General features: G+C 38.9%; 15 protein-coding genes. 10 read left to right on the top strand and 5 right to left on the bottom strand.

From position 1 onward, the window contains the following. Window positions 1-44 precede the first annotated feature (44 nt). The 8 genes from apt to adk all read left to right on the top strand — a co-directional run bounded on the left by apt (window position 45) and on the right by adk (window position 9,983). Window positions 45-590: an adenine phosphoribosyltransferase gene (gene apt, locus LOS73_RS14595; protein WP_007375861.1), complete on the top strand. Its 546-nt coding sequence runs from the start codon at window positions 45-47 to the stop codon at window positions 588-590. A gap of 3 nt (window positions 591-593) precedes the next feature. Beyond that, on the top strand, window positions 594-3,182 hold the full coding sequence (gene dnaX / locus LOS73_RS14590) for a DNA polymerase III subunit gamma/tau (RefSeq protein ID WP_033028612.1): 2,589 nt from the start codon (window positions 594-596) through the stop codon (window positions 3,180-3,182). A gap of 60 nt (window positions 3,183-3,242) precedes the next feature. Then, on the top strand, window positions 3,243-3,569 hold the full coding sequence (locus LOS73_RS14585) for a YbaB/EbfC family nucleoid-associated protein (RefSeq protein WP_002962306.1): 327 nt from the start codon (window positions 3,243-3,245) through the stop codon (window positions 3,567-3,569). A 7-nt stretch (window positions 3,570-3,576) separates the two neighbouring features. Next, window positions 3,577-4,185, top strand: a complete 609-nt coding sequence (gene recR, locus LOS73_RS14580) for a recombination mediator RecR (RefSeq protein WP_007375859.1) — start codon at window positions 3,577-3,579, stop codon at window positions 4,183-4,185. 294 nt (window positions 4,186-4,479) lie between these two features. After that, window positions 4,480-6,381: an MFS transporter gene (locus tag LOS73_RS14575; protein WP_457933901.1), complete on the top strand. Its 1,902-nt coding sequence runs from the start codon at window positions 4,480-4,482 to the stop codon at window positions 6,379-6,381. Between the two features lie 4 nt (window positions 6,382-6,385). After that, window positions 6,386-7,123 carry an RluA family pseudouridine synthase gene (locus LOS73_RS14570; RefSeq protein ID WP_096792841.1) on the top strand — a complete coding sequence of 246 codons (738 nt, stop codon included), beginning with the start codon at window positions 6,386-6,388 and terminating at the stop codon, window positions 7,121-7,123. Window positions 7,124-7,241: 118 nt separating this feature from the next. Continuing rightward, complete coding sequence (gene htpG / locus LOS73_RS14565; protein WP_342865878.1) at window positions 7,242-9,155, top strand: molecular chaperone HtpG; 1,914 nt, start codon at window positions 7,242-7,244, stop codon at window positions 9,153-9,155. Window positions 9,156-9,338: 183 nt separating this feature from the next. Next, window positions 9,339-9,983: an adenylate kinase gene (gene adk, locus LOS73_RS14560; RefSeq protein WP_007375855.1), complete on the top strand. Its 645-nt coding sequence runs from the start codon at window positions 9,339-9,341 to the stop codon at window positions 9,981-9,983. A 254-nt stretch (window positions 9,984-10,237) separates the two neighbouring features. On the opposite strand, the gene tpx is transcribed toward adk, so the two are convergent. After that, entirely contained in the window at window positions 10,238-10,819 is a 582-nt protein-coding gene (tpx, locus tag LOS73_RS14555; protein WP_008138412.1) for a thiol peroxidase, read from the bottom strand. Between the two features lie 226 nt (window positions 10,820-11,045). On the opposite strand from tpx, the gene LOS73_RS14550 reads away from it, so the two are divergent. Both LOS73_RS14550 and LOS73_RS14545 read left to right on the top strand, forming a co-directional pair. Then, window positions 11,046-12,050: a response regulator gene (locus tag LOS73_RS14550; RefSeq protein ID WP_033037746.1), complete on the top strand. Its 1,005-nt coding sequence runs from the start codon at window positions 11,046-11,048 to the stop codon at window positions 12,048-12,050. A gap of 3 nt (window positions 12,051-12,053) precedes the next feature. Beyond that, window positions 12,054-13,025, top strand: coding sequence for a sensor domain-containing diguanylate cyclase (locus LOS73_RS14545; RefSeq protein WP_033028617.1), 972 nt, complete (start codon window positions 12,054-12,056; stop codon window positions 13,023-13,025). Window positions 13,026-13,257: 232 nt separating this feature from the next. Here LOS73_RS14545 and LOS73_RS14540 read toward each other — a convergent pair whose 3' ends face one another. The 4 genes from LOS73_RS14540 to LOS73_RS14525 are packed head-to-tail and all read right to left on the bottom strand — an operon-like array spanning window position 13,258 to window position 18,922. Further along, window positions 13,258-14,145: a universal stress protein gene (locus LOS73_RS14540; RefSeq protein WP_033037744.1), complete on the bottom strand. Its 888-nt coding sequence runs from the start codon at window positions 14,143-14,145 to the stop codon at window positions 13,258-13,260. Between the two features lie 5 nt (window positions 14,146-14,150). After that, complete coding sequence (locus LOS73_RS14535; protein WP_033037742.1) at window positions 14,151-15,665, bottom strand: SpoVR family protein; 1,515 nt, start codon at window positions 15,663-15,665, stop codon at window positions 14,151-14,153. A 19-nt stretch (window positions 15,666-15,684) separates the two neighbouring features. Then, window positions 15,685-16,968, bottom strand: coding sequence for a YeaH/YhbH family protein (locus LOS73_RS14530; protein ID WP_457933900.1), 1,284 nt, complete (start codon window positions 16,966-16,968; stop codon window positions 15,685-15,687). 31 nt (window positions 16,969-16,999) lie between these two features. Further along, window positions 17,000-18,922: a PrkA family serine protein kinase gene (locus tag LOS73_RS14525; RefSeq protein WP_008138405.1), complete on the bottom strand. Its 1,923-nt coding sequence runs from the start codon at window positions 18,920-18,922 to the stop codon at window positions 17,000-17,002. Between the last annotated feature and the right edge of the window lie 74 nt (window positions 18,923-18,996).

The raw sequence follows: 18,996 nt of genomic DNA, 5'->3' as shown, positions 1-18,996 counted from the left end.
ATAATCACCTGCTTTGTAATATAAATAATTGAGCAGTTAAAATTATGACTCAAGTAACACCAGCAATTATCAAAAACAGCATCACTACAATTGCTGATTATCCAAAAGCGGGCATTATGTTTCGCGATGTAACTACTTTAATGGCAAATCCAGAAGCCTTTAAAGCCACAATTGACGCTTTTATCGCTGAATATAAAGATCAAGGTTTTACTAAAATAATTGGCACAGAATCGCGTGGCTTTATTTTTGGTGCGCCGTTATCTTACGCGTTAGGCATTCCCTTTATTCCAGTACGTAAACCAGGTAAGTTGCCGCGCGAAGTTATTCGTCAAGATTACTTGCTAGAATACGGTGAAGATACATTAGAGCTGCATGTAGATGCAATTGTACCTGGCGATAAAGTATTGTTAGTGGATGATTTATTAGCTACTGGCGGTACAATTGAAGCCACTGCTAAATTAGTTCATAAACTAGGTGGCGAAGCTACAGATGCAGCATTTGTTGTGTCATTACCAGAACTAGGTGGCGAGCAGCGCATCAAGAAAATGGGTATTAAAATCCTAAAATTGGTTGAATTTGAAGGCGAGTAATCGATGAGTTATCAGGTTCTAGCGAGAAAATGGCGTCCTCAAACCTTTCATGAATTGGTTGGGCAGTCTCATGTTAAGCAAGCGCTTGTAAATGCGCTTACACAAAATAGACTGCATCACGCTTATTTATTCACTGGAACCCGCGGTGTGGGTAAAACGACCATTGCGCGTATTTTTGCTAAAAGCTTAAATTGCGACGAAGGTATATCTGCAAATCCGTGTGGTCAATGTAGCAGCTGTTTAGATATAGAAGCAGGACGCTATATTGACTTACTCGAAATAGATGCGGCTTCTCGAACTAAAGTAGAGGACACCCGCGAAATACTCGATAACGTTCAATATGCGCCAACGCGTGGACGTTATAAAGTATATCTAATCGATGAAGTTCATATGCTCTCAAAGCACAGTTTTAATGCACTTTTAAAAACGCTTGAAGAACCACCAGAGCATGTGAAATTTTTATTAGCGACGACCGATCCACAAAAGTTACCAGTTACTATTTTATCTCGTTGTTTACAATTTAACTTAAATGCCTTGTCGCAAAGTGAAATTAAAGCACAGCTTGAGCACGTACTTACTCAAGAACAGCTCAGCTATGACAATGATGCACTTAGTATTATTGCAAAAGCCGCTGACGGCAGTATGCGTGACGCACTGAGCTTAACCGATCAAGCTATAGCACAAACAAATGGTGATATTAATAATCAAGCAGTACAAACAATGCTTGGTTTGATGGATACACATTATAGCCAAAGCCTATTAGCTGCACTACTTGCCCAAGATGGCACAGCTTTAATGAGCGAAATAGCACACGTTGCGAGCAGAAACCCAAACTATATTGCCTTACTTGATGATTTAATTGCGTTAACACATTTAACTCAACTGACTCAATTAGTACCACAGGCAGCAGGGCTTGATGAAACGAACGCTGATTACATAACGCACGTTGCACAGCATACGAGTCCGCAACAAATACAAATTTATTACCAGTTACTTTTAAACGGTAAAAAAGATTTACAATGGGCACCAGAGCCTAGATTAGGTTTTGAAATGCTTATGCTAAGATTATTAGCATTTAAGCCTACAGATGCCCAACAAGTTGTACACACAGCCAACGAAGAGCCCGTCCAAAATAAACAAGGCCGAGCAAATGCACTGCGAGATATATTAAATAAAAACAAAACATCGCAAGACACCGTAGCTAGCCAAAGCAGTGCTCCAGTAAATAATACTAAGCCAGTTAGCAATACAGAACAGCCTAGAGCCGTTGAGATAGAGCCTTTACCTAATGCTGCCGCTCAGACATCAAATAATGACGTCGTGCAAAGTAATAATGAGCCAGCCCAAGTTGCAGTAGTTCAACCAGTTCAACAAAGTGAAAACGCTTCAAAGCAACAGGCTTCAGCTAATGAGCCACCGCAAACCAATGTTGTTTCGGATGCTCAAACACAGCATCAAAGTGAAGATGAAGCTTACATGCAACACAGTGATGTAGAGCAAACATTGGCCGCGCAGTTTGATGATGTGATGAGTAGCGCTGTTGATCAGGGGTTTAATCCACAAAAGGATATAAGTGCTAATCAGCAAAATCATTTGCCGGAACACTCAACAAGTATTGAAAAAAATAGTTTTGACCCGCAATCAGACTTGCAAAACCAGCAACAACACGATGAAAATGCTTCGATAGTTGAACGCGAGGCAAAAGCGCAATCGGCTATTGCGCGCATATTGCGTGATCGTAATATATCAGGCTCAGGAAAGCTTTCTGGGACAAACTTAAATACGGCAAAGGCTAGTTCATCAAACGTATCTAACAGTACTGTTATTAGCCGTACTCATAATGTCGGTGCAGTGCCAAAAAATGAAAATACAGTGGCTCAGTCAGCTGAGCGGCCAAATAGCGCTGTATCACAAAACCATAAGTCAGTACCTACACAGTCAGACAACCCGCCTTGGGCTACTGATACAGTAGGTGAAAGTGAAAAAAAGCCACCGCTCCCAGTAACGGGGAGCCAAACACCGGCTAATAATCAAGGTTTTGACAAACCTGAAAAAATAGATTTTAAAGCAAAGCACCAAACAATTACTGAAAATCTAGCGCCAGAGCTGCTTGAGCAAATAAACCCTCAAAAAGTACCTGAAGCAGCGCCCGAGGAAATTAGCATTCCCGTGCCTGATGATTTTCAAAGTCCAATTAGTGAAATTAGGTTTGCACACCAACAAGATGAGTGGGCTTATTTAATTAAACGTATGGGACTGGGCGGTCGTATGCGCCAATTTGCGTTGCATTCAATATTTACCAAGCAAGGCAACAGTTTACATATAGATGTTGATGAATCTCAAAAGCATTTAGATACACCGATGCTTCGCCAAAGGTTAGATGCCGCATTGTCGAGTATTTATGAGCATAACGTGTCGTTAAGTATTAATTTTGCTAAGGGAGTTATTGACTCTCCTTATCTTATTCAGCAAAAAATTGATGCAGGTCGTCATCAACAAGCAATCGATGTGATCACATCGGATGAAAACATAGTACAATTTCAGCAAGTATTTAGCGCCGAAATTGACGAAAACAGTATTCAGGCATTGTAATTACTTACAATCGCCCTTATGTTCATGTTAATTAATGTATTAAAAGAAAGAGAGAAAGTTATGTTTAAAGGTGGAATGGGCAACATGATGAAGCAAGCGCAGCAAATGCAAGATCGCATGCAAAAAGCCCAAGACGAAATCGCAACTCTTGAAGTTGTTGGTGAAGCCGGTGCAGGTTTAGTTAAAGTAACTATGCTTGGTAACCACAATGTACGTCGTGTTCAGCTTGATGAGAGCTTAATGGAAGACGACAAAGACATGATTGAAGACTTACTTGCAGCAGCATGTAACGATGCTGTACGCCGTGTTGCAGAAGAAACACAAGAGCGCATGGGTAAAGTAACTGGCGGTATGCAATTACCACCAGGTATGAAAATGCCGTTTTAAGTAAATAATGCAACTTTCAGATAGTTTAAATCAGCTTATAGAAGCACTGCGCTGTCAACCGGGCATTGGTCCAAAGTCAGCGCAACGTATTGCCTTTCATTTATTAGAGCGCGACCGAAAGGGAGGCACTCAGCTGGGCAATGCATTGACTAAAGCAATGACCGCCATAGGGCATTGCCAGTCTTGTCGCACCTTTTGCGAACAAACGCAATGTGATATTTGTTTAAGTACAAAGCGCCAAGACAGCGGCATATTATGTGTTGTTGAATCGCCTACTGATGTACTCGCTATAGAGCAAACAGGCCAGTACTTAGGGTTATATTTTGTTTTAATGGGTCATTTATCGCCAATTGACGGTATCGGCCCTAAAGAAATTGGCTTAGACGTTTTAGAGCAAAAACTTGCTCAAGGCGGTATTAATGAGGTTATTTTAGCGACCAACCCTACCGTTGAAGGTGAAACTACTGCTCATTATATTGCGCAGCTTTGTCATAAATATAAAGTAGATGCCTCGCGTATTGCTCACGGTATTCCTGTGGGGGGCGAGCTTGATTTGGTTGATGGTAGAACGCTGATGCATGCCTTTAGTGGCAGACGCGCTGTTACTCAAGACTAACTTAAAGTCACTATTTGAAAACATATTGTAAAAGCCTACATGATTAACTTATGTAGGCTTTTTGTTTTTAAGGTAAGCTTAGAAGCAGTCTAATACCAATCCGCAATAATACTTAATCATTTTGCTGGGCTAAACGTGTCGCTACCTGCGTTAAAAAGTTCTCAGTTAGAGCAACTAAATAGCGAATTTTTGCCTAGCTATCAACACGTTTTTCCGCCCTAAAAGTAGATCATTTAATTAAACGAATTGGTATAATATATTTTTGGGCTATGTCTCTAATTCGTAAGGAATACAATGAAAGATAATCAACCCTACCAAGGTACATTACTGGGTAGTAAGCGTTTTTTACCGCTTTTTATTACGCAGTTTTTCTCAGCAATAAACGATAACGTGTATAAGCAATCAGTGCTTATTCTATTGATATTTCAGGCTGCAACGCTTGCAGATGGCGCACTTTATTCTAATATTGCTGCGGGATTATTTATTCTTCCGTTCTTTTTATTTTCAGGGATGGCGGGGCAGCTTGCTGAAAAAACAGAAAAATCCAAACTTATCAGAATCGTAAAACTATTTGAAATCCCTATTATGGTTGTAGGGGCAGTCTCTATTTTAACTCAGTATGTGTGGTTAATGTTAGCCACCGTATTTTTAATGGGTGTACAAAGTACGTTTTTTGGGCCATTAAAATACTCTATTTTACCCCAGCACGTAGCACCTAGCGAATTAACAAAAGCGAATGCCTTGGTTGAATCGGGCACGTTTGTAGCAATACTGATTGGTACAATTTTTGGCACTTACTATATTACTCAATCGGTAGGTCCTACGCTTATAAGTATAGCAGTATTAGTACTGGCCGTTATGGGTTACGTAAGCAGTCGCTTTATACCCGTTAGTGAGGCGAACGAGCCAAACTTAAAATTTACCTATAATATATTTTCATCCACAAAAAACGTATTTACAGCACTTAATTCGCAAACAGAATCGGTTGGTAAGTCAGTGCTTGGGATCAGCTGGTTTTGGTTAATTGGCGCCATCGTTTTAACGTCCCTACCAAATTATGTAAAACATGTAATGGGCGGCGATGAATTGGTGGTAACCAGTGCACTGGTTGTGTTTTCATTGAGTATTGCTATTGGTTCATTACTGTGTGAAAAGTTATCTCGCTCTCGTATTGAGCTAGGCATTGTGCCCTTTGGCGCTATTTTAATTACCTTGTTTTTATATTTACTGAGCCAAGAGCCCGCTATTAGTACCTATAAACCTCAAAATACTGAATTATTAACACTCGAACAGGTATTGAAAACAGGCGATATGATGTGGCATTTCATATGGATGGCAGGCATAGGCATTGGCGCCGGTTTTTACACTGTACCGCTATATGCGCTTATTCAACAACGGACTGAAGAAGCGAGTCGATCACGAGTTATAGCGGCTAACAATGTATTAAATGCCTTGTTTATGGTCGGTAGTGCTGTTTTAAGTATTGTAACGCTGTCTGTTTTTCAGTGGAGTATTTCAGAGCTATTATTGCTACTTGCGGGGCTAAATTTACTTATTTCTGCTTATATTTATACTAAAGTACCTGAATTCTTTTTACGCTTTGTTATTTATATTTTGGCCATTTGTATGTACAGAGTGCGTACTAAAGGTGAAAGTAATATACCTGATGAAGGCGCTGCTGTTATTGTGTGCAACCACGTGAGTTTTGTTGATTGGATGTTTATTTTAGCCGCCTCACCAAGGCCTATTCGATTTATGGTATTTGCCCCTATTTATTATTCGTCAGCTCTGCATTGGTTATTTAAAATGGCTAAAGCTATTCCCATTGATAGTGAAAAAACCAATCCTGAAGCGTTTAAAAAAGCGTTTGATGAAGTGGGTGCTGCGCTTAATAAAGGTGAACTTGTTGGTATTTTCCCTGAAGGAAAACTAACCAGTGACGGCTCAGTGGATATCTTTCGCCGTGGAATCGAGCGCATTATTGAACGCTCACCTGTGCCCGTTATTCCTGTGCATTTAGGGGGCTTGTGGGGGAGTATGTTTAGCCGTAAAGCTAAGTGGCAATTACCGCGATTAAAATGGTCTTTGGTGTCGGTTGCAGTGGGTGGCCCGATTGCAGCTGACAAAGTAGTAGCAGACGATTTACGTGAGCATGTTTTAGCTTTGAAAGCGCTTCACTCTAAAGGTGTTGATTAATTTAATGATTAATTTAATAGATAACTCAACATCGCATACACCTTCAGAGCCACATATTATTGTTGATGATTTTGTAGCGCCTAAGTGCGACGGGTTTATTGAAATATTATATCAAGATGACGATATTTTATTGATCAATAAACCCAGTGGGTTATTGAGTTTGTCGGGCAAAAATACGCTTAATTGGGATTCAGTGCATTACCGTTTAGTACATGGTCAAAAAGGGTTAACAGCCGCTTTTGCTGAGGCTAAGTTACCGCATCGGCTAGATTTGGGTACATCGGGCATTATGATTGTTGGATTAAACGCGATTGCGTCAAAGCATCTTAATAAACAGTTTCAGGCACGTACTATTCAAAAGCGTTATGTAGCAATGCTTGAAGGGTGCTTGGCTGTTAGTGAGGGGGAAATTACTGCACCAATAGCAAAAGATAAGCTGCTTTTTCCGCGAGTTAAAATTTGCCAATCGACTGGCAAAACCGCAGTCAGTGAATATAAAGTACTGGAACGGCTAAAACAACCATACAGAACCTTAGTGCAATTTACGCCAGTTACTGGGCGTACTCATCAATTGAGAATACACAGCCAGTTTATAGGCCACCCTATTTTAGGTTGCGATTTATATAAAAGTGCGCAAAGTGAAAATATGGCTGGGCGCTTACAATTACATGCAAGCGATTTATATTTTGAGCACCCCGTCAGCGGCGAGAAAATTCATATTAATTGCCCGCACTCGTTTTAAATAAATTTATGGTTCTTTGTTTTCGTTTCACCTTTTTTAAATTTTTCCCTTGAAGTTCTAACACCTCACCCCATATTAAGTGGATAACGCAGACACTTTGCAAATTGGAGATATATAAATGACTGCAGCTCAAAAAGAAACATTAGGCTTTCAAACAGAAGTAAAACAATTATTAAACTTAATGATTCATTCTCTTTATTCTAATAAAGAAATATTTTTACGTGAACTTGTGTCAAACGCATCAGATGCGGCAGACAAGTTACGCTTTTTAGCACTATCTCAAGGCGATCTATACCAAGGTGATGCTGATTTACGTGTGCGTATTAGCGCAGATAAAGAAGCAAATACAATTACCATTTCAGATAATGGTATTGGTATGACGCGCGATGAAATCATTAGCTCATTAGGGACTATTGCTAAATCAGGCACTGCTGAGTTTTTCAAAAACTTAACAGGGGATCAAAGTAAAGATTCACAATTAATTGGTCAATTTGGTGTTGGTTTTTACTCAGCATTTATTGTTGCCGATTTAGTAACTGTTCGTACACGTAAAGCGGGTGAAACAACAGCTTACGAGTGGGAATCTCAAGGTGAAGGCGAATACACACTTCAAGAAATTGAAAAAGAAGGCCGTGGTACCGATATTATTTTACATCTTCGTGATGAAGAAAAAGAATTTGCTGACGATTACCGTCTACGTGGCATTGTTACTAAATACTCAGACCATATTTCAACGCCGGTACAAATGTTTAAAGCAGAAGTACCAGAGTCTGAAGGCGAAGACGGCGAAAAAATTCCAGCAGTACCAGGTGAGTGGGAAAGCATTAACCGCGCAACTGCATTGTGGACACGCGATAAATCAGAACTTTCTGATGATGAATACAAAGAGTTTTACAAGCATGTAAGCCATGATTGGGAAGAGCCACTTAGCTGGGCACATAATAAGGTTGAAGGTAAGACTGAATACACTAGCCTTTTATATATTCCTAAAAAAGCACCTTTCGACTTATGGAACCGTGAACGTCAAAGTGGTTTAAAACTTTACGTACAACGTGTTTTTGTAATGGATGATGCTGAGCAATTCATGCCAAGCTACCTTCGCTTTGTGAAAGGTTTACTAGATTCAAACGATTTACCACTGAACGTATCTCGTGAAATTCTACAAGACAACAAAGTAACGCAAGCTATTCGTAAAGGGTGTACATCGCGAATTATTAAAATGCTTGAGCGTATGGCTAAAAACAAAGCTGACGATTACCAAGTATTTTGGAACGAGTTTGGTCAAGTAATGAAGGAAGGCCCTGCTGAAGATGCGGCAAATAAAGAAGCCGTATGTAAGCTACTTCGTTTTTCTTCGACACACACTGATTCAGAAACACAAGATGTGTCGCTTGAGCAATACGTTGAGCGCATGAACGAAGGGCAAGACAAAATTTACTACGTAGTGGCTGATACATTTACTTCTGCGAAAAATTCTCCTCATTTAGAAATTTTCCGCAAAAAAGGCATTGAAGTATTGTTACTAAGTGACCGTGTTGACGAGTGGATGATGAGCCACTTAACTGAATTTGCTGATAAGCAACTACAGTCAATCACACGTGGTGATTTAGATTTAGGTAAGCTTGACGACGAAGAAACTAAAAAAGCACAAGAAGAGTCTGAAAAAGAAATGGCAGGCCTTGTTGAGCGTATTAAAACAGCACTTGGTGATGACGTTAAAGAAGTGCGCTTTACGCACCGTCTAACAGATTCTCCAGCATGTGTTGTAAGTGATGACAACGATATGAGCTCACAAATGCAAAAGCTAATGGAGTCTGTGGGCCAAGCAGCACCAGAAGCAAAACCTGTGTTTGAGCTAAACCCAGAGCATCAACTTGTTAAGCACTTAAATGACGAACGAGATGAAGATAAGTTTGCACAGTGGTCACATGTTTTACTAGACCAAGCATTACTTGCAGAGCGCGGTACACTTAAAGATCCAACAGGGTTTGTTACTCGCTTAAATAAACTAATGCTTGAACTAAGCAAATAGCTATTTACTCAGTCGATAAAGTATAAATTATGTACTTTAAATAAAAGGGAACGTGTGTTCCCTTTTTTAATGCGCTGTAAATACATCAACAACTCATCAATTAGTATAAGTTGCTTGAGTATCGGCGGCGCTTGTGGAAGAATTCAGGCTTTAAAATAAATATCCATACTAGGGGACAATAATATGCGCATTATTCTTTTGGGCGCGCCGGGTGCAGGTAAAGGTACTCAAGCTCAGTTTTTAATGGACAAATACGGTATTCCACAAATCTCTACTGGCGATATGTTACGTGCAGCAATTAAAGAAGGTACGCCATTAGGCCTAGAAGCAAAAAAAGTAATGGATGCTGGTCAACTAATTTCTGACGATATTATTATTGGTTTAGTAAAAGAGCGTATTACTAAAGCGGATTGTGAGAAAGGCTTTTTACTTGATGGCTTCCCGCGCACAATTCCTCAAGCCGATGCAATGAAAGAAAATGGCGTAGTGGTTGATCACGTTATTGAATTTGACGTGGCTGACGAAGTGATTGTTGAGCGTATGGGCGGACGTCGTGTTCATCCTGGTTCTGGTCGTGTTTACCATGTTGTTTATAATCCACCAAAAGTGGAAGGTAAAGATAACGAAACTGGGGATGACTTAATTGTTCGCGCAGACGATACTGAAGAAACAGTACGTAAACGTTTAGGTATTTACCACGAGCAAACTATGCCATTAGTTGATTACTACCAAGCAGAAGCGGCGGCTGGTAACACTCAATACCACAAACTAGATGGTACACAAGCTGTTGAAGCTGTAAGTTCACAACTTGGTGAGCTTTTAGGTTAAATTTAAAAGCCTATTAAAAAACCGCCAATTGGCGGTTTTTTGTTTTAAGTCTAGAATACTTAATCAATTTGAGAGATTAAATATGACGTTAACAGCGTTAAAAATTCTGATATACGACGGCATGGATGCCGAAAGTAGAGCAATGCAGGAGCAATTAGTGATAACAACTCAATAACGAATTTTTTGCCTTGTCATGGATACGATTTTCTTATCTAAAAATAGATCACTTAATTAAGCGAATGGGTATATTAACTTTACAGCGTTTTAAGCTTCTTAATTACGCTGTTGTATTCTGGTTCAGTTGAAAGGCTACTAACGAGTTGTTTATAAATAATGCTGTGGTTTTCGTCTAATATTATTACTGAGCGAGTTAGTAACCCCATATCTTTAATAATTAACCCATATTTTTGGCCAAAATCGCGCCAAACAGAATCAGATAATGTAGTTATTTTGTCTATGTTCTCAGCTTTGCAAAATCTTTTTTGAGCGAATGGCAAATCGGCACTAATAGTAAGCATTACAACTGCAGGAAATTGCGTCGCAACTTTTTCGTTAAAGTGTTTTGTTTGTAGACTACAAATACCTGTGTCTAAACTTGGTACTACACTAATTAAAATAGCTCGGCCCTTATAATTATCCAGTGTGACAGGTGTAAAGTTTCCATCGACAACTTTAAAATTAGGTGCGTTATCACCAACTGATACACCTTTACCGAGTAAAGTAACCGTCTTACCCTGTGCAGAGACTTTACCTATATCGAGAGTGTTTTCTGGGATATCAGAAGCGAAAGCCATAGAACAAAAAATACTTAAGGCAAAAGTTAATGAGCGGAGCATAGGAGTTTCCTTTTTAAATTAACGCAATAGGCGTCAGTGTATTATACTGCGTTGGAGTAACCAAGGTATTATCTGTGCCTCTATAAAATTGGTAATGATTCAATCATATAAAAAAACTGTAAATAGGCTATACTTTGGTTAACATGCAGTTACAAAAATATCTTCTATAATAAAAATGCGTGTATCACTTTTGGTATGTATAACTGGTTAAAAATAGAGAGATAGTATGTCAACATCTGTATTAATATGTGATGATTCAAAATTAGCGAGGCGTCAATTAGCCCGTTCTCTACCTGATGATTGGGATATTAAAGTTGAATTTGCGATAGATGGTGTTGATTGCATCAAACAAATAAAGTCAACTGAACCTGAAATCCTTTTCCTTGATTTAAACATGCCAGAAATGGATGGCTATGAAGTTTTAATGGCCATGAAAGAGCTTGGGCTCAATATACTTACAGTTGTAGTTTCAGGTGACATACAGCCTAATGCTCATCAAAGAGTGCTTGAACTAGGGGCTATCGATTTCATCCAAAAGCCATGTTCCCCTCAAAAATTAGCCGATATTATTGAACACCATGGCATTAAAGATAAAGCCATGCGTGAACGTCTTTCTCATTCTTTAGGTGAGCAAGTAGACCCAGATGTGCGAGATATATACCAAGAGCTAACTAATGTTGCTATGGGTCAAGCCGGTGATTTACTTGCGCGATTACTTAATGTGTTTGTTGAGCTGCCAATCCCAAATGTGAATATCTTAGAGGTTAGTGAACTCGATATGGCGCTACGCTCTATTGATAATAATGCAACCACTTCTGGAGTTTGCCAGGGATTTATTGGAGGAGGTGTATCTGGAGAAGCATTATTATTACTTAATGACTCTAGCTTTAAAGAGATAGCCTCACTGATGAATTACGATGGTGAGCTTAATGACAGAGTGGAACTTGAGTTACTTATGGATATAAGTAATATTTTAATCGGGGCTATTTTGACTGGTCTTTCAAAACAACTCGATATGTCGTTTAGCCAAGGTCATCCTATCGTACTTGGCCAGCACAGAGATGTATCTGAATTAGTGAAAGCGAATAAGTCGCGCTGGCAGCGTACGCTTGCTATAGAAATTAGCTATGGTATTGAAAATCACGATATTAACTGTGACCTTATGCTGTTATTTACTGAAGATTCACTTAAAACTTTGAAATACAAAGTTGCTTACCTATTAGAAGACTAAGTTATGGCTGCTGATTTAGATATGAATGAAATCCATTGGTTAATGGATATGTTTAACACCGTTGATGTAGGTTTAGTTGTACTCGACAGGGAGTATAAGGTGTGTGTGTGGAATGGTTTTATGGAAAACCATTCGGGGTTATTACCAAGTGCTGTAAAAAATAAAGATTTATTTGATTTATTTCCTGCTATAGATGAAAAGTGGTTTAGAAGTAAATCAGAGCCAGTATTTGTACTAAAAAACCGCTCGTTTACCATTTGGGAACAACAACCCTATATATTTCGCTTTAAAAACTATCGCCCAATTACTGGCAAAGCTGAGTATATGTATCAAAATGCGACATTTATTCCGCTTACTAATATACGAGCAGAAGTTAGCCATATTTGTATCATTCTTTATGATGTAACTGATATTGCAGTTAACAAAAAAGAGTTAGAAGAGCTAAATAAAAGACTTGAGCAAGTAAGCCAAACCGATGGCTTAACGACGTTATACAATCGTGGTTATTGGGAAAGTATGCTTAAACAAGAGTATTTGCGAACAAAACGTAATGCAGGGTGTAGCTCTCTGTTAATGTTTGATATTGATCACTTTAAAAAGGTGAATGATAAGCATGGTCATAGTTGTGGTGATGAGGCGTTACGCCATATTGCAAAGTTATTACGTACCACATTACGTGAAACAGATATTGCTGGACGTTACGGTGGTGAAGAGTTTGTATTAACTCTACTTGATACCGATAAGCAAGGGGCTGAAATATTTGCTGAGCGCTTAAGGGTGTTGATTGAATCAAGCCCTGCCTTTTATAAAAATGTTGAAATCAAGATGACAATAAGTATCGGAGTTGCGTGCTTTAGTAATGAATTTAAAGATCATGAACGTTGGATTGAAGCCGCTGACAGGGCTCTTTACTTTTCTAAAAATAATGGACGCAATAAAGTCACTGTTTTTGATGATATAAAAAATGACGCTTAAGCATCATTTTTATTAATCACTCTTTATACCAATGCGCAATAATATTTAATTAATTTGAGTGATTAAATCTGACGTTAACTGCGTTAAAAACTTCTGATATACGACTGCATGGATGCAGAAGGTAGAGCAATGTAGGAGTAATTAGCGATAACAACTAAATAACGAATTTTTGCCTTGTTATTGATACGATTTTATTACCTCAAAATAAAGCACTTAATTAAGAAAATTGGTATTAAATTGAGTGGGGGGGTAAAATAAGTAAATCGGTTTTAAGTAAGCGCATTATTTTTTCCGCTGTGTTGCCAATAAGCTTTCCCTTAATACCCACGTTGCCTACTGAGCCAATAATCACTAACTCAGCATCAAGTTTTGCTGCCAAGCTTGGTATGACTTGCTCCGCTAAGCCCGCTTTAATGTGTAATTTATCACGCAAGTTGTATTCATTAATCAGATCACGTTGTAGTTCCGGTAATTTTTCGAATGCATTGAGTACTTGTTCATCTGAAAATACAATGCCTAAGTCTCTCAAAATAGGTGAGACGTGCACGGTATAACATGCATAAAATTCGCAGCCCTCTGAATTAGCATAATCTAAGCCACAGTTAATAATAGCTTTATTTAACTGATGCTTAGATGCCTTTTCGCTGCCTAAATCAAGAGCAGCTAACACATTACAGTTATTTCTCCATTTATTATCTGCGGCCAAATAAAGTGGTATTGGTGAAAATCGAATAAGCTGCCAGTCAAGTTCGCTAAATTGAGTTTGAGCATCAATATGCCTAGTTTTTATTGCCATATCATAATTAGTTGCGTTTATTTCGTTATTTAACCATTGCTCTGGTGATTCATGCCAAACCGTTTGAAATGTATACTCACAATCAGTTAGCTCTTTTTTTAATAGAGGTTCTAATGTTGCTCTGAGTAATGAAAGTTGTTTGTCTTGAATCGCAAGTACTTGCTCTGGTGATAATGAAAATAATATATTACCAGTGTCTTCATAGCTAAATGCAACAATATCAATATGTTTACTGTCTTGTAGTGCTTTTTGTTTTGCGTGTAATAATGCTGTTTTTGCACAATTTACTGAGTCGATCAGTACGAGAAGCTTTTTCTTATCCATTATATTCACTCTGTTGTATGACGAGAGTCATCTGTTGGACATTGACCAATAGTTGAAATCTCACCAGAATTAGACTCTTCTTCCAGTTTTACCTTAAAGCCCCATAGCCTGTAAAGATGTTTTAGCACTTCTTCATGTGAGTTTGCCAATGGAATGCAATTATGAGGTACATAGCGAAGTGTAAGTGCTCTATCACCTCTAATATCAACATCATATACTTGAATGTTAGGTTCATGATTACTTAAATTATATTGCGCGGAGAGCACTTCTCTAACTGTTTTATAGCCGCTATCATCGTGTATCGCACCAATCTCTAAATGGGGATTATTAGTATGGTCAATAATAGTAAATAATTTGAAATCACGAATTAACTTCGGCGATAAAAACTGGCTAATAAAGCTTTCATCTTTAAAGTTTTCCATGGCAAAGTGCAATGTATCTAGCCAATTACTGCCTGCATACTCAGGAAACCATTTTTTATCTTCTTCAGTTGGATATTCACATATTCTGCGAATATCAACCATCATATTAAAGCCTAAAGCATATGGGTTAATGCCTGAATAATACTTACTGTTATAAGGTGGCTGATAAACTACGTTGGTATGACTTTGTAAAAACTCTAACATGAATGAGTCGGTGAGCTTCCCTTCATCATATAAGTGATTAAGGATGGTGTAGTGCCAAAATGTTGCCCAACCTTCGTTCATTACTTGAGTTTGTTTTTGCGGGTAAAAGTATTGCGATATTTTACGGACAATACGAATCACTTCACGTTGCCAAGAGTCGAGTAATGGGGCATTTTTTTCAATAAAATATAAAATATTTTCTTGAGGCTCAGTAGGAAAATGGCGTTCTTTCTTTTTAGTTTCCTGTTGCTGTTCGGGAATCGTACGCCACAATTCGTTTACTTGTGATTGTAAGTATTCTTCACGTTCTTGTTGGCGTTTTTGCTCTTCAAAGAGTGATATTTGTTGTGGACGTTTATAGCGATCGACCCCGTAATTCATTAACGCATGACAAGAGTCGAGTAAGCTCTCTACCTGAGTAATACCATATTTTTCTTCACAGCGGCTTATGTAGTTTTTAGCAAATACCAAGTAATCAATAATTGAGCCAGCATCGGTCCAGGCTTTAAATAAGTAATTACCTTTAAAAAATGAGTTATGTCCGTAACATGCATGCGCCATTACAAGCGCTTGCATAGGTAGGGTATTTTCTTCCATTAAGTACGCAATACAAGGGTCTGAATTTATCACTATTTCGTAAGCGAGGCCCATTTGCCCGCGCTTATAATTTTGCTCTGTTTGGATAAACTTCTTACCGTAAGACCAATGACTGTAGCCAATAGGCATGCCAACGCTTGAATAAGCATCCATCATTTGCTCAGCCGTTATCACTTCAATTTGATTAGGGTAGGTGACTAATCTGTAATGAGCAGCAACGCGAGCAATTTCACCTTGGTACTCATCTAATAAATCAAAGGTCCAATCTGGGCCATCACTCAATCGTTTATCATTCATAATGCTACCTCGCTTTTGGCTATGCAGAGTTTTGCTGTTGACGACCTTTTTTAAATAGCTCCCTAAAAATTGGGTAAATATCTTCAACGCTTTGAATATGCTGTATGGCGAAATTATTATGGCTGTGTGTTATAGATTCATATTCGCGCCATAGGCTTTGATGAGCACGAGTGGTTATTTCAATATAAGCAAAATAACGTACTGCGCTTAAGAGCTTATTACGCAAAATTTCACCACATTGCGGTGTGTCGTCCGCCCAGTTATCGCCATCGGAGGCTTGTGCAGCGTACACATTCCATTCATCTGCGTGATAACGCTCTTTTATTATTTCATTCATTAATTTAAGAGCACTCGAAACAATAGTGCCGCCAGTTTCTTGGGAATAAAAAAACTCTTGTTCGTCTACTTCTTTAGCCTGTGTGTGGTGGCGAATATAAACAACTTCTATGTCTTTATAGCTGCGCGTTAAAAATTGATAGAGCAAAATATAAAAACGTTTTGCCATGTCTTTTGTTGGCTGATCCATTGAGCCTGACACATCCATAATACAAAACATCACCGCTTTGCTGGTGGGGTGAGGGCGCTTTTCGTAATTACGAAAACGTAAATCGTAGTTATCAATAAACGGGACCGATTTAATTTGTACTTTTAATGCTGCAATTTCTTTTTGTAATAAAGCAATTGCTGCTTTATCGCTATGAGGTTCATCAAGCAATGCATCAAGTTGTTTTTCAAGCTCGACTAGTCGGCGTTTTTTTCCTGCACTCATTGCCACGCGGCGCGCAAGCGAGCCTTGAAGTGAGCGGACAATATCAATATTACTTGGCATGCCGTCGCTACAAAATCCTGCGCGGTGGGTTTTCATTTGCACTAACTTATCAAGTTGGTTTTCTTGTAAGTTAGGGAGTTCTAAATCTTCAAACAGTAAATCAAGGTATTCGTCTTTTGATATTGAAAATACAAACTCATCTTGTCCCTCGCCCGAATCGCTGGCGTCACCTTCACCGGCACCACCACCTGGTCCGCCTTTAGGGCGCTCAATTTTATCACCTGTAGAAAACTGATCGTTACCAGGGTGAATTTGTTCTCTATTCCCGCCTTTTCCCTGATGAAATGTAGGTTCGCTGATATCGCGTTGTGGAATAGAAATACTCTCACCAGAGCTAGAATCAGTTACGCTGCGTTTGTTAATCGCATCTGAAACCGCTTCTTTAATTTGTTTTTTATAGCGCCTAATAAAGCGCTGGCGATTAAGCGTACTTTTATTTTTTCCGTTTAAACGCCTATCTATAAAATGCGCCATATTGACCTCCTATATACTACGACTATGAAGGTTATTGCGATTTTCTAACCCGTAAATACCACTCAGAAAGCAAGCGAACTTGTTTTTGTGTATAGCCTTTTTCGACCATACGGTTCACAAAGTCTTCGTGCTTTTGCTGATCCTCTGCAGACGTTTTAGTATTAAACGAAATAACGGGGAGTAAATCTTCGGTATTAGAGAACATTTTTTTCTCAATTACCGTGCGTAGTTTTTCGTAGCTTGTCCATAGTGGATTTTTACCGTTGTTATGTGCACGGGCACGCAGTACAAAGTTCACTATTTCATTACGAAAATCTTTAGGATTAGAAATACCCGCTGGCTTTTCTATTTTTTCAAGTTCAGCGTTTAGCGCTGCGCGGTCAAATAGCTGTCCTGTATCGGGGTCGCGATATTCTTGGTCTTGTATCCAAAAATCTGCATAAATAACATAACGGTCAAAAATATTTTGTCCATATTCCGAATACGATTCTAAATAAGCGGTTTGCAGTTCTTTACCTATAAAATCTACATATTGAGGAATTAAATAGCCTTTTAAAAAGCTTAAATAACGCTCTTCTATTTCACTTGAAAATTGCTCGCGCTCTATCTGTTGCTCAAGCACATAGAACAAATGCACCGGATTTGCAGCAACCTCGGTGGTATCAAAGTTAAATACACGAGATAAAATTTTAAACGCAAAGCGAGTAGATAGCCCCGTCATGCCTTCATCAACACCTGCGTAATCACGATACTCTTGATACGATTTAGCTTTAGGGTCTGTGTCTTTAAGGGTTTCGCCATCGTATACCCGCATCTTTGAATAAATACTGGAATTTTCTGGCTCTTTTAAACGTGATAATGTTGTAAATTGCGCTAATGTTTTAAGTGTCCCAGGCGCACATGGCGCATTGTATAGCTCGCTGTGCTCAAGTAATTTGTCGTAAATTTTAACTTCTTCAGTTACACGTAAACAGTAAGGCACTTTAACAATATAAACACGGTCTAAAAATGCTTCATTGTTTTTATTGTTTTTAAAAGTTTGCCACTCAGATTCATTAGAATGTGCGAGGATCATGCCATTAAATGGAAGAGCACTAATACCTTCTGTGCCGTTATAGTTACCTTCTTGGGTGGCGGTAAGTAAAGGATGCAGCACTTTAATCGGTGCTTTAAACATTTCTACAAACTCCATCAGCCCTTGGTTAGCTAAACATAAAGAGCCAGAGTAGGCGTATGCATCAGGATCGTTTTGGGCAAAGTGCTCAAGCTGGCGAATATCGACTTTACCTACTAGCGCTGAAATATCTTGGTTGTTTTCATCCCCAGGCTCAGTTTTGGCAATGCCTATTTGGTTTAAAATAGAAGGGTAGCGTTTGACCACTCTAAACTGGCTAATATCACCATTGAACTCTTTTAAGCGTTTGCCAGCCCAAGGCGACATAATGGTTTTTAAGTAGCGCGGTTTAATACCATATTCTTTGCTGAGTACGTCTGCATCTTCGATAGGATCAAACAAGGAGAGAGGATGGTCGTTTACAGGAGAGCCTTTAATTGAATAAATAGGCACTTGTTGCATTAAATACTTTAGTTTTTCAGCAATGGATGATTTACCCCCACCTACAGGCCCGAGTAAATAGAGTACTTGTTTGCATTCTTCAAGCCCTTGGGCTGCGTGTTTTAAATAAGAGACTATTTGCTCAATGGCGTCTTCCATACCATAAAAGTCAGCAAAGGCAGGGTAGCGCGCAACCACTCTATTAGAAAATAACCGGCTTAGTCTTGCATCGGTTGCGGTGTCTACCATGTTTGGTTCGCCAATTGCCATAAGTAGACGTTCTGGTGCGCTGGCATAGGCAGACTTATCTGTTTTACAAATTTCAAGAAATTCAGCGATACTGTACTCTTCTTCCTGTGCCGCTTCGTATCGTGCTTGGTAATGCTCAAAAATCGTCATAATAACCTCCGAAACCCGCTGTAAAAAGGTGCTTACCTTTTAAAGTCTAGTCACGAATTGGTATTTTTGTGCAA

Source organism: Pseudoalteromonas sp. SCSIO 43210, from assembly GCF_054133285.1.
The sequence above is the reverse complement of the archived record's forward strand: the minus strand, read 5'-3'. Positions and strand labels throughout refer to the sequence as shown.